The sequence below is a fragment of the Streptomyces sp. NBC_00433 genome (assembly GCA_036015235.1).
Classification (GTDB): Bacteria; Actinomycetota; Actinomycetes; order Streptomycetales; family Streptomycetaceae; genus Actinacidiphila.
Window position 1 is genome coordinate 5631010 of sequence record CP107926.1, and the last position, 20452, is coordinate 5651461.

A 20452-nucleotide genomic window follows, 5' to 3' on the forward strand; every position below is an offset into this window, starting at 1 on the left:
GCGACAGGCGGGTTCAGATTTTGGCGACGCGGACTTTCGGTCCGCACAGGACGAGGAGGTCCTCGGGATCCGAGGTCAGGACCGTGGCCGGGGCGGGGGAGGCGAGGGCGGTGGCTGCGACGATGGCGTCGAGGGCGTACTTGTGGCCGTGCAGCCCGGCTGCGGCGAGGAGCTTGCTGGCGTGGCGGGCGACGGCCTCACTGGGCGGGATGACGTTCACCCGCGAGACGGCGTAGTCGAAGCGGGCCTGGTTGGTCCTGGGGTCGCGAGCTTCGACCAGCGTGACCGAACTGGTGACGACGCGGATGTCCTCCGCCTCGGCGGCGGCCAGCCACTCGGTGAGTTCGGGGTTCCGGCGTACGAGTCCGGACAGGCCTTCGCAGTCCAGGACGAGCGTGCCGCTCACGCCGCGTGCACCGAGTCGGCGGTGTCGCCGCGCAAGGCGGCCCGCTTGGCCTCGACCGCCGCCTGGCCGACCGGACCGTGTTCGGCTTCGGCGTCCTCGATGAGTTCGCGCAGCCGGTCGCGCTCCAGTTGGCGCTGGATGAGGGCTTCGACGTACGCGGACATACCGCGCTTGCCGGTGCGCTCCCTGAGAGCCGCGATCGTGCCTTCATGGAGCGAGACGGATACCGGGCGGACAGGGCCTTCGCCAGGGGCGGGGGAAGCAGCCATGGGTCTAGCTTAACAAATAGATTGTTAATGTGCTACGACTACGGCTACGGCCGCGCCGCGGGAAGCGGCGGCCGCGGCGCCCGCCATCGCGCACGCGGCCGCGGATTGAGCCGAACGCGCCACGTCAAGGGGCATTTTGGCGTCAGATAATCCGCCGTTTCTGACGCCGCGTGAGGTTGTGGATCAGTGCGTGTCATGATTGGTGACGCAGTGTGCGAGCCCGTTCCGCGGGACCTCCCGTAGAGGACGGCGTGACCACTCCCGTACCGATCTCACCAGCCGTTCCGGTTCGACTTCACCGCGAGGAGCACTCCACACCATGTCCACGCAGGTCAGCATTCCCGGTTACCAAGCCGGCACGTGGGTGATCGACGCCGCCCGCACCGAAGTCGCCTTCCTGGCGCGCGCACTCGGGTTCTGGAAGACCCGCGGTACCTTCGACGACTTCGAGGGCACCGTCGTGTTAGCGGAGAACCCCCTCGACTCCTCGGTCAGCGCGGTCATCAGAACCGCCTCGCTGAACACCGGGATGCCCAACCGCGACCGTGACCTCAAGCACGCCGGGTATCTGGACACCGAGCGGTATCCGACGATCACCTTCGCCTCGACCGGGGTGCGGGTCGACGGCGACGGCTTCCTGGTCGACGGCGACCTGACCGCGCTGGCGGTCACCAAGCAGGTGACGCTGAAGCTGGCGGCCAAGGGCTTCGAGGCCGGCGCCGACGGCGAGGCGGTGGCCGCCTTCTCCGCGGCCACCCAGGTCAGCAACAAGGCGCTCGGCGTGACCAAGGGCTCGCTCTTCATCAACGACACGACCCTGATCACGCTGGAGATCACGGCGGTCAAGCAGGACTGACGGGCGCGTCAGGCGAGCCGCAAGAGGGGAGGGGACCGCGGCCGGTCCCCTCCCTCACTGCTTCAGGGCCCGGTCCACCAGCGGCCCCGCCGCCCCGGTGTAGGCGGCCGGGTCGAGCAGCGCGGCCAGCTCCTGCGCGTCCAGCACCCCGCGCAGCCGCGGCAGTTCGGCCAGCACGTCGGCCAGCTCCCTGCCCTCGCGTGCCGCCCGCGCCGAGGCCTCCGCCAGCAGCTCCTTGGCGGCCGCCTTGCCCAACCGCGGTGCCAGGACGGCCGACACGCGCTCGGCGGCGATCCGGCCGCCGGTCGCCGCGAGGTTGGCGCGCATCCGCTCGGGGTGCACGGTCAGGCCCTCGACCAGCTCCACGGCGGTGTGCGCGGCCCCGCCGGTCAGCCGCAGGCACTCGCGCAGCGGCTGCCACTCGGCCTGCCACAGGCCCGCGGCCCGCTCGTCCTCGGCCGGCATGCACTGCGGCAGGACCGCGGCCAGCGCGGGGACCTGCACCGCGGCGGAGCGGATCAGCGTCGCCAGCACCGGGTTGCGCTTCTGCGGCATCGCCGACGACACGCCCCGGCCGGCCCCCGCGGGCTCGGCGACCTCGCCGATCTCGGTGCGGGACAGCACCAGGACGTCAGCGGCGATCTTGCCGAGCGCGCCCGCGGTGTGCGCGAGTACGGCGGCCAGGTCGGCCATCGGGGTGCGCAGGGTGTGCCAGGGCAGCACGGGGACCGCGAGGCCGGTCTCGTCGGCGAAGGCGGCCACCAGGTCGATGACGGCGTCGGGCGCCGCGTCGTCCCCGGCGTACTGCTGGTAGCCCGCGAGGGTGCCGGCCGCGCCGCCGAGCGAGACGGGCAGCCCGCCCGCCACGACCCGGTCGACGCGGTCGGCCGCTTCGAGCACCACCTGCCGCCACCCCGCCGCCTTGAGCCCGAAGGTGGTGGGCACGGCGTGCAGCGCGAGCGTGCGGCCGGCCATCACCGTGTCCCGGTGCGCGGCCGCGGTGGCGGCCAGGGACGCGGCCACCGCCCGCAGGTCGGCGCCGATCAGCCGCAGCGCCCTGGCGGCCACCAGCATCGCGCCGGTGTCGAAGATGTCCTGGCTGGTGGACCCGCGGTGCACGTACTCCGCCGCGGTGGGGGACTGCGCCGCGACCACCGACGTCAGCGCCGCGACCAGGCCGACGACCGGGTTCGCCGTCTCCCGCGCGGCCAGGGCCAGCCGGCGTACGTCCAGGTTCTCGGCGCGGGCCGCCGCGGTGATCGAGGCGGCCGCGTGCGCGGGGACCGTGCCGCAGCGGACCTGGGCCCGGACCAGCGCGGCCTCCGCGTCGAGCATCGCCTGCAGCCAGGCGGTGTCGCCGACCGCCGCCTCCACGGGGGTGCCGACCCGCACCGGGGAGAGCAGGCCGGTGTCGGCGTACGGTTCCGCGGTCATGACGTCACCTTGGCGGCGGTGCCCTGCCCGGTGAGGACGACCTGCTCGGGCAGCCGCACCGGGGGCGGTTCCGGCGCGGGCAGTGCGAGGACGGCGGCGGCGATCACGTCGGAGTCCTCCAGGGTGACCGAGCCGACGCCCGGCCTGATGCCCGCCGCGGTCACCCAGTGCACGGACTCGGTGGGCACCCCGTAGGCGAAGCGCCGCGGGTGCGCCCTGCCGCGGGCGTCCAGCAGGCGGTAGGGGCGCTCGGTCACCGCGAGGCCTCCGGTCTCGTAGTCGTGGCCGTCCGCGCCGGGCACACGGTAGGGGCGGCACTGGCCGGTGCGCAGCAGCTGGGCCATCAGCGGGTCGGCGGTGCGGCGCAGGTCGATGTCGGGCAGGCGGCCCTCGACCAGCGCGGTGGCCCGCACCAGCACGTCGGGTATCTCCGTCGAGGTGCACACGAAGGCGGGTCCTTCGGGGTCGGTGTCGACCCGCATGCCGGGCCCGGTCACTTCCAGCACACCCGCGTCGATGAGCGCGGCCATCTCCTCGATACGTGAGGCGGGCGGCCCGATCGACAGGTAGGCGTTGAGCGGGGTGTACCAGCCGTCCAGCTCGTCGCGGTGCGACTCGGCGTCCAGGCCGCCGTGGTCGACGGCCAGCCGCACCTCGTTGCGCAGGTCCCGCAGGATGTCCAGGGCCGCCTTGAACGGCCCGCTGACATTGCCCTCGTGGGCCTTGCGCACATCCTCGTCCAGGTAGCCGCGCAGCCAGGCGCGGAAGGCGGCCAGGTCGCGCAGGTCGCCGGTGTCGTAGGGGCGGGCGACCCGCTCCCAGTCCCAGCGCTCCGCCGGGTCGATGCCCGCCTCGTCGAGCAGCCGCTGCTCGGCCTCCCCCGGCGCCGAGTTGAGGTAGCGGTTGGCGAAGTCGGCGACCTTGGAGGGTGTTTCCCGGGTGGCGAGCAGCGTCTCGTAGTAGACGCTCTGCACCTCCATGGCGATCAGCGACCACAGCCCCGTGCCGAAGCGGATCGGCTCGCGGGCGGTGGCGGGGGTGCGCAGCGCCGCGACGTATTCGGCGGTCAGCAGCCGGGGGGCGTAACGGCCGTGCGCGCCCTTCTCGTTCTCGCCGCGCGCCTGGTAGGGCACGCCCCGCCGGGAGCCGGCGAAGATCCGCGGCTCGCGGCCCGAGGGGCGGTAGACCAGGCGGCCCTCGACGCGTTCGAAGGTGCCGCCCCTGCCGTGGGTGAACAGCGCCATGTAGTCGAAGAAGTTCAGGCCGAGGCCGCGCAGCAGGACGCTCGCGCCGGGGGCGACGCACGACAGGTCCACGTCGGCGGGGTTGGCCGGCGGCACGTAGGTCAGGCCGTGCACGGTGGCGAAGTCGGCCAGTTCCCGCTCGGCTCGGGTGGGCCGGACGGGGACGTGGCCCTGCGCCAGCATCACCGCGGTCAGCCCGGTCAGCAGCGTCCCGTCGTCCAGCAGCACGGTCTGCGGCCCCGCGCCGCCGGCCGTCGCGTCGCCGTCGACCAGGCCGACCGCCCGCGCCTTGTGGACCTGGACGGACACGTGCTCGGGCGCGTTCGCGGCGACGTGCCGGAAGGCCCAGGTCAGGTACTGCCCGTAGAGGGCCCGGGTGGGGTAGGTGTCGGGGCCGAGCGCCCGCGCCTCGGACAGGGCCGCGTCGTCAGGGGACGTCGCGCCGGACGCGGCGGCGATGTCGCCGAGCGCCTTGGCCCACTGGTAGAGGCTGGGGCCCGGCTCCAGCGGCCCCTTGATCTGCACGCTGGCGTCGGTGAAGACCGTCACCTGGGAGGCCACGGTGTTCATCAGCAGGTGCCGGGACTGGGTGGGTCGCCACACCCGGCCCGCGCCCGGCGGGTCGGGGTCGATGACATGGACGGTGACGGTACCGCTGCGGGGCGACCTGCGCTCCTGCGCGCACAGCCGCTCAAGCAGCGACAACCCGCGGGGTCCCGCGCCGACGAGGCACACTTCGATGCGTCCGCCGCTCACAAGGGCACTCCGATCACGTGGTGGTGGGCGGCTCGAAGGTGAGCGGGGTGATCTGGTGGACGTCGTAGCGGTCCCGCAGCCGCTGCACCGCGCCGGAGTCCACGGTCCTGCCGTCCGCGAAGATCTCGCAGATCTCCTCGAAGTAGCGCTCGTGGTCCGGCGGCGGCGACGCCTGGAAGAGCATCCGCACCGGCAGTTCCGTGGCGTTGGTGAACGCGTGCGGGGTGCCGGTGGGCACGAGCATGCAACTGCCGGGGCCGGCCCGCAGGATCTGCTCCCCGTCGGGGGACTTCCAGTCCCGCCAGTCCTCCGGTGTGCGCTCCACCGGCTCGAACGCGAAGACGTCCAGCTCTCCTTCGAGGACGTAGAAGAACTCGGTGGAGTGTTCGTGGACGTGCGCGCCGACGTTGAAGCCCGGCGGCACCACGACCTCGAAGGTCGAGGCGAAGCCGCCGTCCGCCCCGGTGACCTTGAAGGTGACGTCCTGCGCCTTGGTCAGCAGCTTCCTGCCCTGGCCCGGCGGGACGATGAGGCCCTTCATACGTTTGCCCTCCCTGTCGCGCTGAAGAGATCGCACCCGGCGGCGGCGTCCGCGCCGCCGGGTGTTGAGCGGCTCACGCCCGCTTCTGCAACTGGTCCTGGAGCAGCTGCGACAGCTCGACCCTGCGGACCTTCATCGTCGCCGTCCTCGGGAGTTCGGCCTGCGGGATCTGGACCGGGTCGCCCAGCTGCGGGAAGTCCGCGGCGGCGGACCGCCAGCGCTCCCGGTCCAGCGGCAGGTCGCCCTCGGTGCAGACCACGGGGACCGGCTCGGAGTTCGGGCCGATGACGACGACCAGTTCGGCCAGCTCGTCGAGGCGGCTCAGCATCCGGTCCTCGATCTCCAGGGTGCTGCTGGTGTCGGGCACCATGTCGACCTCGCGGTCGAGCATGTGCAGGCAGCCGCGCCTGGTGCGGTAGCCGACGTCGCCCGTACGCCACCAGCCGTCGTGCCTGTTGGCCTCGTAGCGCTCCGGCTCACCGAAGTAGCTGTGCGCGATGCCGTCCCAACGGACCTCGATGGCACCGGGGTTGTCCTTCGACGGCGCCTTGCCGTTCCGGCTGACCACCCGGACCTTCGCGCAGCCCGGCATCGGGTAGCCGACGCAGCGGCCGTTCATCCGCTCCGCCGACTTGCTGAAGTACGGGCGGCCGACCGCGGGGCCGACCTCGCTCTGCCCGTAGATCTGGAAGAAGAGCGGCACCCGCCGCTTGGAGGCCGCGATGAGCCGGGTGATGGTCCTGGGGTGGATCGCGTCGAAGGTGCTGCTGAAGTACTTGACCGAGGCGAACGGCCGCCGCGGGTCGTCGGCGAGCGGCTCCCAGTCCATGAACGCGTTGGGCAGCGCCTCGATGAAGGTCGGCTCGTGCTCGGCGAGCAGCCCGGCGGCCGCGTCGGGCTTCGGGTTGTTCATCAGCAGCACCGGCATCGCCTTGAGCAGCACCAGCGACATCGCCGCGTACATCCGCGAGTGCACGAAGGGCAGGTTGATCGCGACGGTGTCGCGCCGCCACATCAGCGACAGCAGCCACCACTGCGGCCGCAGCCGCACGCCCATGGTCCGCGGGGTGTGCACGACCAGCTTGGGCACCCCGGTGGTGCCCGAGGTGTGGGTGATCATCGCCGGGTCGTCCAGGCCGCGGAAGACCGGCTCGACCCGCGGTGATCCGGCCAGCTCGGTCAGTGTGACCGCGCCCGCCCACTCGCCGGTCGCGGTGATCACGGTCTTCGCCAGGTCCTTGACCGGCACGTCGGCCAGCACGTCGAGCTTGGGAAGGTCGGTGAGCAGGTGCGGCTGGTCGAGGCGGCCGAGCAGGATGCCGACCGTCCTGCCGTCGAGCGCCGGCGAGAGCATCACCGGCACCGCTCCGACGCGGGCGGCGGCCGAGGCCAGCATCCAGACGTCGAAGTTGGGGGACTTGTAGATGGCGATGGTGTCGCCCGCCCCGACCCCCGCCACGGCCAGCCGTGCTGCCAGGTCGTCCACCAGCTCCGCGAGCCGGCCCACGGTCAGGCGCCGTCCCGCGTCGGGGAGCACGTCGAGGTCGTGGTCGAGGGTGAGGTGCGTCGAGCTGTTCTTGGCCGCGGCCATTTCCGGCATGCTGCCGAGCTGAAGACCGCGCCTTGCTATCTCACGGTCGACCATGAAGCCCATCATCGGGACCAGCTCCCTTTCCAGGAATGAGAGGGAATCTTCGGGCCGTCGCCGGCTCGGCAGGCGCGCGTGGACGCGCTCAACGGGCTCCGAGGCGTCCAGCATCGGCCACCCGGCTTGCGCGGCACTGTCCACCGGCTTGGTGCCGGCTTGGGGGTGAACTGGTGTGCCGTGCGGAGCCGCGGGCGCCCGTGGCGCGGAAGCGGTGGGGCAAGGATGACGCCTTGTGACAGGCCTCCTTGACATGGAGTCACCGGATGGACACGCTCGTGTCCGGCCCGTCAATCGGTGGCTGTCTGCGCGAATCACGGGGGTGCGGCCATGTTCGTGGTCGGGCAGGACAGCGCCGCCGGGGGCGGCTCCGACGCCGCTTCCCCCCAGCAGGGCGCCGGGCGCGGCAGGGTGGAATTCCGGGCGCTCGGACCGGTGGAGGCCGTGGTCGACGGCCGGATGGTCGACCTGGGGACGCCCAAGCAGCGCGCGCTGCTCGCCCTGCTGGTGAGCCGGGTCGGCCGCACCGTGACGGTCGACGTGATGCTGGAGGAGCTGTGGGAGGGGCGCCCGCCGCCCTCGGCGCGGACCTCGCTGCACGCCTATGTGGCCAACCTGCGCCGGGTGCTTGAGCCGTCCAGGGCCCGCAGGACACCCGCGACCGTGCTGCGCACCCACGGGCAGGGCTATCTGCTGGACAGCCGCGAGGTCCAGGTCGACGTGCACCGCTTCTGCGAGCGCGCGACGGCCGGCTGGCACGCCTGGGGCCGCGGCGACCGGCGGCAGGCGCTCGGCGAGTTCGAGGCGGGGCTCGCGCTGTGGCGGGGCCAGGCCTACGCGGAGGTCGCCAACGCCACGCACGTGGTGCCCGAGGTGGAGCGGCTGGAGGAGCTGCGGCTCTCGCTCGTCGAAGGGCGCTGCGCCGCGCTGCTGGCCGCCGGCGCCCACGAGGTGGCGGTGGCGGAGCTGGAGGCCTTCACCCAGGCCCACCCCTTGCGCGAATACGGCTGCGAGCTGCTGAGCCTGGCCCTCTACCGGGCCGGCCGGCAGGCCGACGCGCTCGCGGTGCTGCGCACCAACCAGCGGCGGCTGGCCAGGGAGCTGGGCATCGACCCGCGCCCGGCGCTCCAGCACCTGGAGAGCGAGATCCTCAACCAGGCCCCGGCCCTGGACTGGCACCCGGCCGCACCGGTCGTACGCGGCGGCGCCCCCGCCGTGCCGGCGCCGCGGGTCGGCGGGACGATGCCGCGGGTCGGCGGGACGGTGCCGCCCGTGCGGGTCGCGGCCGTCGAGGTCTTCGTCGGACGGGAGCAGGCGCTGCGGCAGCTGGCCGAGACGCTGCCCGCGGTCGCCGCGGGGCGCGGGCAGGTGGTCGCGGTGTCGGGCGAGCCGGGCATCGGCAAGACCAGCCTGCTGCGGCACTTCGCCGAGTCCGCGCCCGTACCGGTGCTGTGGGGCGCCTGCCCGGAGCATGTGGCGGCGCCGCCGCTGTGGCCCTGGCAGCAGGTGCTGCGCATGCTGGCCGCCCGCCTGCCGCAGCCGTCCGTGCCCGGCCCGGTGGCCGAGCTGCTCGACCGGGACGGCCGCCGGACGGCGGACGGCGCGGACGCGGACGCCGCCACGCTGCGGCGGTTCGAGGCGGTCGTGGACTACCTGACCCGCGCCTCGCTCGTCACACCGCTGGTCGTGGTGCTCGACCACATGCACCGGGCCGACGCCGGCTCGCTGCGGCTGCTGGCCCACCTCGCCGAGTCGGTGCCCGCGGGACGGCTGCTGGTGGCGGTCTGCCACCGGTCCGGCGAAGCGGCCCTGACGGAGACCTCCGCCGCGCTGGCCCGCGTGGAGACCACCCGGATCGTGCTGGAAGGACTCACCGTCCAGGAGACGCAGCGGCTCGCCGGCGCGATGCTGCACCGCGAGGTCGGCGGCCACACGGCCGAGGGCCTGTGGGACCGCACCGAGGGCCACCCCTTCTACCTGCGGGAACTGATCAAGCTGCTGGCCGCCGACCAGCGCCTCGACCAGCGGATCGACCAGCCCCACACGGTGCCGGTGCCCGTGCCGGTGCGCGAGGTGGTGCTGCGCCGGGTGGGCCGGCTGCCGCAGACCGTGGCCTGGCTGCTCGCGGTGGCCGCGGTCGCCGGGCGGCACTTCGACATCGGCGTCGTCGCCGAGGCCGCCTCGGTCGATATCGAGGCGGCGCTCGAAGCACTGGACACCGCGGTCGCCGCGGGACTGGTCGCCGAGGACCAGCAGCGGCTCGGCTGGTTCCGCTTCACGCACGGGCTGACCGCCGAGGTGCTCTACGGTGCCACCGGCCGGCTGCGCAGGGCCCATCTGCACCGCAGGATCGGCGCCGCGGCTGCCCGCACCTGGACGGACAGCGCCTACGCGGGACCCGTGGAGACCGTCAGGTACTGGCCGCAGGACCAGTGATCTCCCCGGCATGCCTCAGCCGAGCCGGGAGAACCAGTCGATGGTCATCGCCAGGCCCTTGTCGAAGTCGACCGCCGGCTGCCAGCCCAACTCCGCGCGGGCCAGGGTGATGTCCGGCCGCCGCAGCCCCGGGTCGTCCACCGGCCGCTCCACGAAGGCGATCGGCGACGCGGACCCGCACAGGTCGCGGACCCGGTGGGCCAGTTCCAGGATCGTCAGCTCGACGGGATTGCCCAGGTTGACCGGGCCCGGGTGCGACCCGGCGGCCGCGGTGAGGATGCCGCCGACGGTGTCGTCCACGTAGCACAGCGACCTGGTCTGCGAGCCGTCCCCGGCGACGGTGAGCGGCTCACCGGCGAGCGCCTGTGTGACGAAGGTCGGCACCGCCCGGCCGTCCTTGGGCCGCATCCGCGGGCCGTAGGTGTTGAAGAGCCGCACGATGACGGTGTCCACGCCGCGGGCGGTGCGGTAGGCGGTGGTCAGCGCCTCGGCATAGCGCTTGGCCTCGTCGTACTGGCTGCGCGGGCCCACCGGGTTGACATTGCCCCAGTACAGCTCGGTCTGCGGGTGGACCAGCGGGTCGCCGTAGACCTCGGAGGTGGAGGCGAGCAGGAAGCGGGCGCCCTTGCGCATCGCGAGGTCCAGGGCGTTCTCGGTGCCGTGGGCGCCCGCCCGCAGGGTCTCCAGCGGGTGCCGGGCGTAGTCGTGCGGGGAGGCGGGCGAGGCCAGGTGCAGCACCAGGTCCACGGGACCCGGCACGTCGAAGGGCTCGCACACGTCGCGGACGTCCAGGACGAAGCCCGGATCGCCGTCCCGCGCGCGGACGTTGTCGACGCTGCCGGTCAGCAGGTTGTCGACGCAGACCACCTCGGTCCCCTCTGCCCGCAACCGGTCGCACAGGTGCGAGCCGACGAAGCCGGCGCCGCCCGTGACGACCGCGCGGCGCACCGGCGGCAACCCGCCCATATCGGTCTCCTTCTTGTCCCTGGTGCGGTCGGACTCAAGCCGTGTCATGGTCAGGACTCCCGCAGCGACCGGCCGGTCCTGGTCAGGAACACGTCGTCCAGCGTCGGCCGGTGCAGCTCGATGGTGGTCAGCTCCACCCCGACGTCGGCCAGCGCCCGCATGATCCGCGGCATCGCCGTCTCGCCGGCGTCCACCGACAGCCGCAGGTCGCCCTCCTCGCGCAGCTCCGCGGACCGTACGCAGTCCTGCTGGGCCAGCACCTCGACCGCCTTCGCGGCGTGCTCCGCGACCTCCACGGTGACCACCTCGCCGGCGATTCCCCGCTTCAGCTCGGCCGGGGTGCCCTCCGCCACGATCCCGCCGCCGTCGATGATGGCGATCCGGTCGCACAGTGCGTCGGCCTCGTCCAGGTAGTGCGTCGTCAGGAAGACGGTCATGCCCTCGGTCCGCAGCCGGCGGATCTCGTCCCACATGTGCGCCCGGCTCTGCGGGTCCAGGCCCGAGGTCGGCTCGTCGAGGAAGAGCACCTTCGGCCGGTGGACCACGCCCAGCGCGATGTCCACCCGCCGCCGCTGCCCGCCCGAGTACGTACGGCAGTGGCGGTCGGCGTAGGCCGTCAGGTCGAAGGCGTCCAGCGCCGCGGTGGCCCGCGCCTGCGCCTCCGCCTTGCCGACGCCGTGCATCCTGGCCTGCATGACCAGCTCCTCGCGGGCCGTCACGTTGTCCCAGGTGCCGCCGCCCTGGGCGACGTAGCCGATGTTCCTGCGCACCGCCGCCTGCGCGGTCCGCAGGTCGGCGCCGGCGACGACCGCCTCGCCGCCGTCGGGCGGCAGCAGGGTCGCGAGCATCCGCAGGGTGGTCGTCTTGCCCGCGCCGTTCGGGCCGAGGAATCCGAAGATCTCCCCCTCGCCCACGGTCAGGTCCAGGCCGGAAACCGCCTCCACGGTCGTGGACTTGCGGCGCCGCCCGGTGCTGAAGGACTTCCGCAGTCCCCTGGTCTCAATCATCGAGGCGTCCTTGTCGTCAGTGCGTTCAGCGGAGTCGTCACCGGGCCGGGCGGAGTCGGGACCGTGGTTCTGCGCGGTGGCCACCGGCTTCTGCGGAGTCGTCACCGGGTGCTCAGCGGACCGAGCGGGCGAAGAGCCGGGCCGACCAGGCCAGTGCCAGCACGGCGACGGCGGCCAGCAGCGAGATGCTCTGCCAGACCGAGGCGTCGCCGGTGTGCCCGGCGAACAGCGCGCGCATGCCGACGACCGCCCGGCTGAAGGGATTCCAGTCCGAGACCCGGCGCAGCCACAGCGGCGCGAGCGCCAGCGGCAGCAGCGTCCCCGACAGCAGCATCAGCGGCTGGGCGATGTTGTTGACCACCTGGCCCAGCGCGTTGGGGTCGCTGACCTTCAGCGCGATGCCGTAGCTGACCGCCGAGCTGCTCAGCGTGATCAGCGCCAGCAGCGCGTACGCCAGCAGCAGGTCCTGCACGTGGACGAACAGGCCGAGCGGCATGGCCAGCACGATGATGATCGCCGCCTGCACCACCAGCACGACCACGTCGCGCAGCGCCCGCCCCAGCAGCAGCGCCGCCCGGCTGACCGGGGTGACCCTGGCCCGCTCGATGACGCCGGAGGCCAGCTCCGCCAGCAGGCCGAACCCGACGTAGAGGCCGCCGCCGAGCGCCAGCGCGACCAGCATGCCGGGCACGTAGATGCGGTAGGCGTCGGTCATCGAGTCGGCGCCCATGGAGGAGAGCGCGGGTTTGAGCAGCGGGGCGAACAGCGCAAGATAGACCACCGGCTGGGCCACGCCCAGCAGGATCGACAGCGGCGACCTGGTCAGCAGCAGCATGTGCCGCTGGAAGACCAGCCAGGTGTCGCGGAGCGTCTTCACGACGGAGTCCCCCTTCGTCCGAGGAGTTGTTCGAGGTGCCGGGCCGCGGCCGCGGCGCCGCCCGCGGCGGCGAAGGAGTCGCGCACGCGGTGCGCGGCGGCGCGGTAGGCGGGGTCGTCGAGGACGGCGAGCAGCTCCTCGCGCAGCGTCTTGGGCCGCACGCTCGCGAACCTGACCCTGCGGCCCGCGCCGACCGCCGCCACCCTGGCGGCGTTGATGGGCTGGTCGCCCTTGATCGGCGCGACGACCAGCGGCACACCGTGGGCGAGCGCCTCGCACACGGTGTTCAGGCCGCCGTGGCTGACGACCGCGTCGAGCTGCGGCATCAGGTCGAGCACCGGGACCCGCGACCTGACGAGGACGTCGCCCTCGGGCGGGTCGGGGACCGTGCCGTCGGGTGCCACCACGATCGCCTGGACACTGCCGCCGATCGGGCGCAGGGCCTGGAGGACCCGGGCGTGGAAGTCCTGCGCCAGGTCCATCGACAGGGTGCCCACGGTGACCAGCACATGCCGGCGGCCGGGGTCCAGCCAGTCCCAGGGGAAGGAGGTGTCCGGCGGGCGCGGGGCAAGCGCCGGGCCGACCAGCACGGCATTGCCGGGCCAGTCGAGCGGGCCGTTCAGGGCGGTGCCGGTGAAGGCGATCAGCAGGTGCGGGGAGAACCGCAGATCGTGCGGCGGCTCGCCGGGCATGCCCGCCGCGGTCCAGGCCGCCGCCATCTGCCGGTGGAGCCAGGCCTCGACCTCGGGCAGCGCGCGGTAGGGCCGGGTCAGCTCCATCGTGGTCGGCGCCAGGCTCGCCCAGGGCAGCCCGGCCCGGTGCGCGGCGATCGCGCCCGCCACCGCGTGCTGGTCCACCGCGAGGACGTCGGGCCGGAAGGCGGCGACCGCCCGCTCGATGCCCGGCAGGGTGACCTTCGCGTGCGGGACGATGTAGCCCTCCCACCGCGACTTCGCCGCGGCCATGCCCCGGTCGGCCTGGCCGCGGTGCGCCCGCAGCGGGATCGGGGTGATCGGGGTGCCGGGGCCGAGCACGGGCCGTAAGAACGACTCGGACCCGGCCCACATCACCTCGTGCCCGCGGTCGGCCAGCTCCCTGGACACCGCGGCCATCGGGTGCACATGGCCGGTCAGCGGCAGCGATACGAACAGGTAGCGGCCCATCAGCGGCCGTCAGGCCCGCTGGTGTCGCGCCGGGCGGCGACATAGCCGGCCACGTCGGCGACGGTCAGGTCGATGAGCTGGTCGACGCCGAGGCCCGAGACGTGGCCGAGCAGGTCGACGCCGTCGCCGTACTCCTCGCGCAGCGCCTCGCTCCACGCGGCCAGTTCGTGGCTCTCGACCAGCAGGTCGCCGTCCACCCGGGTGCCGGGGACGACGGAGTCGAGCCAGGCGTCGTCCTCGCCGACGATGCCCCGCAGCAGGTCGGCGACCGGGCGGATCAGTTCGGCCGCCGCGGTGTCGCCCGGCACGGGCTTGGTGGCCCGCAGCGCCCCGTAGGTGATGACACCGGTGTCGAAGCCCTTCTTCATCAGCGGCCCCGCGTGGAAGAAGCCCAGCACGTCCACCCCGCGCTCGCGGGCCAGCCGGCGCATCACCGTGCGGCCCTGGTCGAACTGCCTGATCTGGGCGAAGGACGGGTCCCAGGAGTTGGCGACGGCCTGGCTCCAGTCGACGGTGGCGACATCGGCGAAGCCGGCGGCGAGCGCCTGCCGCTCGTGCTCCTCCAGGGACGAGAAGTCGGGCATCACCTGGTGCTGGAGTATCTGCCGTACGAGGTCCTGCTCGGCCTCGTCCAGCTCGCCCTCACGCACCGACCAGGTGGCCACGGCCAGGATTCCGCCGGGCCGCAGCAGGCGCATGGCCTCGGCGAAGAAGGCCGGCCGGTCGGGGAGGTGCATGAGGCTCTCCACCGCCCAGACCACGTCGAAGGACGCGTCGGGGAATCCGGTGGCGAGAGCGTCGAGCTGGTGGAAGCGGGCCCGGTCGGCGACGCCGGCGGCCCGCGCCTTCTCGTTGGCCCTGGCGGCCTGCTTCGCGCTGAGGGTGACGCCCTCGACCGCGCAGCCCAGCGCCCCCGCCAGGTGCAGCGCGGGGCCGCCGATACCGCAGCCGACGTCCCAGACCTTCGACTTCGCGGGGAGGCGGGCGAATTCCACGAGCTCGCGGACCAGCCGGTCCGTGGCGGCGTGGCGGTCTGAACCATTGACACCGGGAACCTCTCCGGGGTCCCAGAAACCGTGGTGGACGTGTTCGCCCCACAGGTCCTCGTAGAGATCAAGAGTGATGTCGTAGTAGCGCTCCACGGCCGTGTTCAGGCCGGCGCCGATCCCAGGTTCCACTGATGGCCAATCCTCGAAAGCTGGCAGGAATGCGGAATACGAAGGCAGCACAAATAGAGCCGTCAGCTTCGGAAATGTTGCACCCGGGGGGTGCGTGAAGGGAGTGCTGCGGGAGTTTGTGAACAAGTGCGTGTGCAGGTGCGCGGGAAGCCGTGCTGTGGCAGTGCGGAGGCAGTGCGGAGGCAGTGCATGAGCAGTGCATGGTGTGCGGCGTGGAGATGCGCGCAGGAGGGCGCGGAAGTACAGGCCGTGAAGGTGGCACCAAAGAAAAGAGACCGCCCAGCCGTGAGGGGCGGCTGGGGGATCACCCGCAAGTAGGACAGGTGTTCTGGGCTGGCAACTCTCCGCCGGATCACGGCAGTTGGCCAATTGGCGCCATGCTAGCGGCGGGTGTTGCCGTCGTCAATACGGAGAATTTGTGTCGTGAGTGACTGATTGATACGCCAGAGAATATTGGGAAGTTCCACCTGTCGGGCCGGGTCTTGACAGCGATGAATTCAGAGTTGACAGTTCGGCGTGAGAATTCAGTCGGCTCTTTTGATCACGTCGGGAAAGAGGTTCCGGTTCTTCATGAAGGCTGCATCGACAACTCCGCAGAAGGGCCCGGCGCCCCCGCCCCCCGACCCTTCATGGGTGGACGAGATCCTTCTCGCCGGCCCCGGCGCCGACGTCTGCCTGGTCTTCGACGCACCCGTCAGCAGGGACGAGCTGCGCCGCCAGGTCGCCGGCCGGCAGGCCGCGCTCACCGCCGCCGGCCTGCGCGCCGGCGGCTCCGCCGCGCTGTGCCTGGCCCCCTCGCTCGCGCTGGTCGCGAACCTGCTGGCGGGCTGGCGGATCGGGGCGCAGGTCGCGTTACTCGACCACCGGCTCACCCCGTTCGAGACCGAACGGGCCCTGGGCCGGCTGGAATCCCAGGTCGTCGTCTCCGCGGACCCGGTCGGCGCGGGCCCCGCCCGCGGCTTCTACGACCAGCGCGACACCGCCAGGGCCCGCCCCGGCAGCCCCGCCCGCACCCCGCACGCGCTCGTCCAGCTCAGCTCGGGCTCCACCGGCCCTTCGAAGATCATCGGGCGGACGGCCGCCGACCTCATCGCCGAACTCGGGCGCTACGCCCTGATGGACGGCGTCCCGCGGGCCGGCGAGCGCATCGTGTCCATGGCGTCCATGGTCCACGTCCTCGGGCTCGTCGGCGGCCTGATGCACAGCCTGCACGCCGGCGTCCGGCTCGTCTTCCCGCAGCGGGCCACCGGCGAGGGCATCCTCGCCGCCGTCGCCGCGGGGCCCGAGCCGACCACGCTGCTCGGCGTGCCCTTCCATATCGAGCTGCTCACCTGGGTCGCGGAGCCGCCCCGGCTGCCGCAGCTCACCGGCATGACCACCGGCGGCGAGCTGGTCAGGGCCCAGGTCCACGACGCCTTCACCGAGCGCTACGGCGTCCGGCTCGGCAGCATGTACGGGATGACCGAGGTCGGCGTCATCGCCACCGACCTCTTCGGCGAGCACCGCCCCGAGGTCACCCCCGCGCCCGGCATGACGATCACCGAGTCCGCCGGCGAACTGCTCATCGCCACCGACCAATCGCCCTACCTCGGCACCACCGACCCGGCCCGCTGGTCCGACGGCTGGCTCCACACCAGGGACGGCGGCACCGTCGACCCGGCCACCGGCCGGATCCGCGTGCTGGGCCGCCTCGACTCCCAGGTCTCCGTCGGCGGCCTCAAGGTCGACCTCACCGAGGTCGAGCACACGCTCGCCGCGCTGCCCGAAGTGGCGGAAGCGGTCGTCGTGTTCGGCACCTCGATCGAGGCCTACGCGGTGCTCCGCGAGCCCGGCACCGCCGCCGCGGTGGAGGCCGGCCTCACCTCCCGGCTGGCCGCGTACAAGCGCCCCCGCCTGCTGCACTTCGTCGACCGCCTGCCGCGCACCGCCACCGGAAAGCTCGTACGCGACCACGCCGCCCTGCGCGCCGCCGACCGCGGCGCGCACCGCCAACCCGCCACCAGGGAAGGGAATCCCCGCGATGTCCACTGACGAGATCCGAGCCTTCGTGCTCACCTCGCTGACCGAGATGAACTACAGCATCGCCGGCGTCGACGACGACACCCCCCTCGGCCCTGCCGGTGTCGACCTGGAATCCCTTTCCCTGGCCGAACTCGGCATCCGCGTCGAGGAGCGCTTCGGCGTGATGTTCGAGGAGGACGAGGCGGAGCTGCTCGGCACGATGACCGTCGGCGAATTCGGCGCGGCGCTCGCGGCGCGCATCTCGGCCCTGCCGGCCGCGGGCCAGTGAGCGGTCAGCCCGCTCCCGGGCCTGTTCCCGACCGGGCCGAGATCCTCTCGATCCTCGCCGCCTTCGGCGACCGCTCCCCCGAGGACGTCCCCGAGGGCATCGACTCGATGGAACTGGCCTGGCTGGTCCACCAGATCGAGCAGCGCTACGGCGGCAGCGTGGACGACGAGGCGATGACGCGGATGACCACGGTGTCGGCGGCGCTCCAGGTCCTCGCCGAACTGCGCGCGGGCGCGGGCGCCTCCGGCGGCTCCGAACGGGACGGGCATGGCTGAGCAGTGGCGGCGGCGCGAGGCGGGCGGCACGGGCCCGGGGGTACGACGGGGGCCCGAGGCCGTCGTCGTCACCGGGATCGCCGTCCTCAGCGCCTTCGGGGACGGCGTCGGGGCGGTGCTCGACGCCGCTCTCGACGGGACGCCCGGCTTCACGCCCGTGAGCCGCTTCGGGGTCGACGGGCGGCGGTCCCGGCACGCCGCCGTGCACCCCGGGGCGCCGGTGCTCGCCGACGAGTTGACGCGGATGATCGGGCAGGCCTGCGACCAGGCCGGGCTGGGCGCCGTCCAGCGCGCCGGCTGCGAGCTGTACCTGGCGGTGCACGGCGACCCCGCGCTGCCGCGCGCGGCCGAGGACGAGCGGCCCGCGCACGGCGCCGACACCTTCGCCGGAGCCGTCGCCCGGCGCGGCGGGCTGTCCGGCACGGCGCGGGCCTACACCTCGGCCTGCGTGGCGTCGAGCACGGCCGTGGCGGACGCCGCCGCGTCGATCGCCCGGGGGCGGGCGGAGCGCGTCGTGGTCGCCGCCGGATACCTGGTCGACGCCGACCAGTTCGCCGTCTTCGACGCCGGGCGGGCGCTCGCCCGCGACGGTCGGGTACGGCCCTTCAGCGCCGGGCGCGGCGGGCTGCTGCTGGGCGACGCGGTGGTCGCCGTGGTGGTCGAGTCGGCGTCCGCCGCGCGGGCCCGCGGGGCGGAACCGCTCGCGCGGCTCGCCGGCTGGGGGCGGACCGGCGACGCCCACCACGTGTGCCGGCCGCGGCCCGACGGCGCGGGACTGGCCCGCGCGATGGCCGACGCGCTGACCCGCGCGGAGCTGCGGCCCGAGCAGATCGGCTACGTCAACGCCCACGGCTCCGGCTCCCCGGCCGGCGACACCGCGGAAGCCGCCGCGCTGCACCGGGTGTTCGGCGACGCGGCCGCGTCCTTACCGGTCAGCTCCACCAAGTCCGTGCACGGCCAGGCCCTGGAGGCCGGCGCCCTGCTCGAACTGGCCGTCACCATCGCGGCCCTGCGCGCCGGCTCGCTCCCGGTCAACGCCGGCTACCTCGGCCCCGACCCGGACTGCGAACTCGGCCTCATCCTCGACCGGCCCGCGCCGGCCGCCTCCGCGTACGGCCTGAGCCTGACCACGGCCTTCGGCGGCGCGAACACCGCACTCCTGGTGGGCGCCCCGTGACCGCCACCCTCACCGCCTTCACCGCCCGGGGCCCGCTGCCCGCGCAGGCCGAGTCCGCGGGCCTGCGCGTCCTCGCGGCCGCCGCCTGGCCCGAATTCCCCGCCGACGCGCCGCCGCCCCAGCTCCCCGGCTTCATCCAGTCGTCCTTCAGCCCCCTGGCGGCGGAAGCCGCCCACCGCTGCCTCACCCGCCGGCCGCCGACGCCCCCGGAAGCGGCGTCCGCGGACGACCTGGCACCCGCTGCCGTCCCCGCCGGCCGCGTCACCGCCGTGGTCATCGTCAGCGCCTTCGGCGACCTCGCCAACGCGACGCATGTCGCCCGGGTCGTCGACGGCGGCGGGGCGCTCAGCCCGCTGATGTTCTTCCAGGCCGTGCCCAACGCCGTCGCCGGCCACGTGGCCGCGCGCTGGGAGCTCGACGGGCCCGTCGTCTGCGTGGCGGACGCGGCCGCCGGGGTCGACGTGGCCCGGCTGCTCGTCGAGGACGGCGACGCCGACGAGGTGCTGCTGATCCGCGTCGACCAGGGCGTCGGCGCCGCGGGGGCGGACCGGGCGGAGGCCGTACTCGTGACGGGGACGACATCGCACAGTGGAGGAGAGCAGCCGTGACAGGTGCGGGCAAGCGCGAGGACGTCGTCATCACCGGGATGGGCATGGTGACCCCGGTGGGGACCAGCGCCGACGAGGTCATGGCGGCGATGTGCGAAGGGCGGTCCGGGCTCAGCCGGCCGGCGGCGGGCAGCCTGCTGGACGGCAGCCTCGACGTGGGCGCCTTCGGGCCGCCGATCGACCCCGAGTCCGTGCTGTCGGGGCCCGAGGCCAGGGTCGTGGACCGCTACATCGTGATGGCCCTGCAAGCCGCCGGGGACGCGCTGGCCGACGCCGGGATCGAGGTCGGACGGGACGTGGACCCGTACCGGACCGGGGTGATCCTCTCCGGCACCGGCGGTCTCGCCACCCTGGAGGCGCAGGTCATCACCAGGACGCAGCGCGGGCGTCTCGGCGTCAGCCCGTACCTGCTGCCGGGGATGCTGCCCAACATGGGGGCGGCCCGGGTCGCGATCAAGCACGGCATCCGCGGCTACAGCTCCTCGATCGGCACCGCCTGCGCGGCCGGCGCGCAGTCCGTGGGGGAGGGGCTGCGGCTGCTGCGCGCGGGCGAGGCGGACGTCGTGGTGTGCGGGTGCAGCGAGGCGCCGCTCTTCCCGACGCTGGCCGACACCTTCAACAACGCCCGCGCCCTGGCCCGGGGCTGGGCCGCCGACCCGACCGGCGCGAGCCGGCCCTTCGACCGGCGGCGCAACGGCCTGGTGCTAGGCGAGGGCGCCGGCGTCCTGGTCCTGGAGCGGGCCGAGCACGCCGACGCGCGCGGCGCGGCCGGCTACGCGGCCGTCCTGGGGTGGGGCGCCACCAACGACGCCCACCACCCCACCACCCCGCACCCCGAGGGCGAGGGCGCGGCCGCCTGCATGCGGCAGGCGCTGGCCGACTCCGGGCTCGAACCCGCCGACATCGGCTACATCAACGCGCACGGCACCAGCACCAAGATCGGCGACCGCGCGGAAGCCCTCGCGATCCGCCGGGTCTTCGGCGTGGACGGGCCGCCGGTCAGCGGCACCAAGGCGGTCACCGGGCACATGCTCGGCGCCTCCGGCGTCGTCGAGTCCGCCGTCTCGGTCCTGGCGCTGCGCCGCGGCCTGCTGCCGCCGACGCACAACCTGGACGACCCGGACCCGGCCTGCGACCTCGACCACGTCCGCAAGGGCCCGCGCCCGGCCCCGGGGATCGGCCAGGTGATGTCGAACTCGTTCGGCTTCGGCGGCCACAACGTCAGCCTCGTCTACGGCCGTCCGGGAACGCGGCTTTCCCGCGCGGTCTGACGGCACGTGAAAAACAAGCGTGGCACCAGCACGTACAGCAACACCGAGCCCAT

19 protein-coding genes are annotated in these 20452 nt (G+C 73.6%); 8 read left to right on the plus strand and 11 right to left on the minus strand.

The genetic code is table 11. The annotated features are described in order from the left end of the window. Nucleotides 1-13: 13 nt before the first annotated feature. Together OG900_24075 and OG900_24080 are read right to left on the minus strand one after the other, a co-directional pair. On the minus strand, nt 14-406 hold the full coding sequence (locus OG900_24075; GenBank protein ID WUH92881.1) for a PIN domain-containing protein: 393 nt from the start codon (nt 404-406) through the stop codon (nt 14-16). Then, nucleotides 403-675, minus strand: a complete 273-nt coding sequence (locus tag OG900_24080) for a hypothetical protein (protein WUH92882.1) — start codon at nt 673-675, stop codon at nt 403-405. Before OG900_24080 ends, OG900_24075 begins: the two co-directional genes overlap by 4 nt. A 319-nt stretch (nt 676-994) precedes the next feature. On the opposite strand from OG900_24080, the gene OG900_24085 reads away from it, so the two are divergent. Beyond that, on the plus strand, nt 995-1531 hold the full coding sequence (locus tag OG900_24085; GenBank protein ID WUH92883.1) for a YceI family protein: 537 nt from the start codon (nt 995-997) through the stop codon (nt 1529-1531). 54 nt (nt 1532-1585) lie between these two features. Here the strand turns inward: OG900_24085 and OG900_24090 are convergent, their stop codons facing one another. From OG900_24090 to OG900_24105, 4 genes are all read right to left on the minus strand, one after another. Continuing rightward, nucleotides 1586-2965: an adenylosuccinate lyase family protein gene (locus tag OG900_24090; GenBank protein ID WUH92884.1), complete on the minus strand. Its 1380-nt coding sequence runs from the start codon at nt 2963-2965 to the stop codon at nt 1586-1588. Next, nucleotides 2962-4965 carry an FAD/NAD(P)-binding protein gene (locus OG900_24095; GenBank protein WUH92885.1) on the minus strand — a complete coding sequence of 668 codons (2004 nt, stop codon included), beginning with the start codon at nt 4963-4965 and terminating at the stop codon, nt 2962-2964. Before OG900_24095 ends, OG900_24090 begins: the two co-directional genes overlap by 4 nt. Nucleotides 4966-4978: 13 nt before the next feature. Further along, entirely contained in the window at nt 4979-5506 is a 528-nt protein-coding gene (locus tag OG900_24100) for a cupin domain-containing protein (GenBank protein ID WUH92886.1), read from the minus strand. 73 nt (nt 5507-5579) lie between these two features. After that, the gene (locus tag OG900_24105) at nt 5580-7151 is read right to left on the minus strand and encodes an AMP-binding protein (protein ID WUH92887.1); all 1572 of its coding nucleotides are present in this window, start codon (nt 7149-7151) and stop codon (nt 5580-5582) included. A 330-nt stretch (nt 7152-7481) separates the two neighbouring features. Here OG900_24105 and OG900_24110 point away from each other — a divergent pair, with 330 nt between their 5' ends. Then, complete coding sequence (locus OG900_24110) at nt 7482-9587, plus strand: AAA family ATPase (GenBank protein WUH92888.1); 2106 nt, start codon at nt 7482-7484, stop codon at nt 9585-9587. A gap of 15 nt (nt 9588-9602) precedes the next feature. Here OG900_24110 and OG900_24115 read toward each other — a convergent pair whose 3' ends face one another. From OG900_24115 to OG900_24135, 5 genes are read right to left on the minus strand one after another with little or no spacing between them, the layout of a single operon-like run. Then, a complete protein-coding gene (locus tag OG900_24115) occupies nt 9603-10553 on the minus strand; it encodes an NAD-dependent epimerase/dehydratase family protein (GenBank protein ID WUH95897.1) in 951 nt (316 codons plus the stop codon). Between the two features lie 50 nt (nt 10554-10603). Next, a complete protein-coding gene (locus tag OG900_24120) occupies nt 10604-11665 on the minus strand; it encodes an ATP-binding cassette domain-containing protein (protein ID WUH92889.1) in 1062 nt (353 codons plus the stop codon). 7 nt (nt 11666-11672) lie between these two features. Next, entirely contained in the window at nt 11673-12437 is a 765-nt protein-coding gene (locus OG900_24125; GenBank protein ID WUH92890.1) for an ABC transporter permease, read from the minus strand. Continuing rightward, entirely contained in the window at nt 12434-13600 is a 1167-nt protein-coding gene (locus OG900_24130; GenBank protein ID WUH92891.1) for a glycosyltransferase, read from the minus strand. Before OG900_24130 ends, OG900_24125 begins: the two co-directional genes overlap by 4 nt. Then, the gene (locus tag OG900_24135; GenBank protein ID WUH92892.1) at nt 13600-14778 is read right to left on the minus strand and encodes a methyltransferase domain-containing protein; all 1179 of its coding nucleotides are present in this window, start codon (nt 14776-14778) and stop codon (nt 13600-13602) included. The genes OG900_24130 and OG900_24135 overlap by 1 nt, the downstream gene beginning before the upstream one ends. A gap of 633 nt (nt 14779-15411) precedes the next feature. On the opposite strand from OG900_24135, the gene OG900_24140 reads away from it, so the two are divergent. From OG900_24140 to OG900_24165, 6 genes are read left to right on the plus strand one after another with little or no spacing between them, the layout of a single operon-like run. Beyond that, nucleotides 15412-16809 carry an acyl--CoA ligase gene (locus tag OG900_24140; GenBank protein ID WUH92893.1) on the plus strand — a complete coding sequence of 466 codons (1398 nt, stop codon included), beginning with the start codon at nt 15412-15414 and terminating at the stop codon, nt 16807-16809. Continuing rightward, nucleotides 16799-17068 (plus strand): acyl carrier protein, encoded by a 270-nt coding sequence (locus tag OG900_24145; protein WUH92894.1) that lies wholly within the window; start codon nt 16799-16801, stop codon nt 17066-17068. Before OG900_24140 ends, OG900_24145 begins: the two co-directional genes overlap by 11 nt. Further along, nucleotides 17065-17343, plus strand: a complete 279-nt coding sequence (locus tag OG900_24150; GenBank protein WUH92895.1) for an acyl carrier protein — start codon at nt 17065-17067, stop codon at nt 17341-17343. Before OG900_24145 ends, OG900_24150 begins: the two co-directional genes overlap by 4 nt. Continuing rightward, nucleotides 17336-18520, plus strand: coding sequence for a beta-ketoacyl-[acyl-carrier-protein] synthase family protein (locus OG900_24155; protein WUH92896.1), 1185 nt, complete (start codon nt 17336-17338; stop codon nt 18518-18520). Before OG900_24150 ends, OG900_24155 begins: the two co-directional genes overlap by 8 nt. Then, nucleotides 18517-19128, plus strand: coding sequence for a hypothetical protein (locus OG900_24160; protein WUH92897.1), 612 nt, complete (start codon nt 18517-18519; stop codon nt 19126-19128). The genes OG900_24155 and OG900_24160 overlap by 4 nt, the downstream gene beginning before the upstream one ends. After that, the gene (locus OG900_24165) at nt 19125-20399 is read left to right on the plus strand and encodes a beta-ketoacyl-[acyl-carrier-protein] synthase family protein (protein ID WUH92898.1); all 1275 of its coding nucleotides are present in this window, start codon (nt 19125-19127) and stop codon (nt 20397-20399) included. The genes OG900_24160 and OG900_24165 overlap by 4 nt, the downstream gene beginning before the upstream one ends. Nucleotides 20400-20452: the final 53 nt, after the last annotated feature.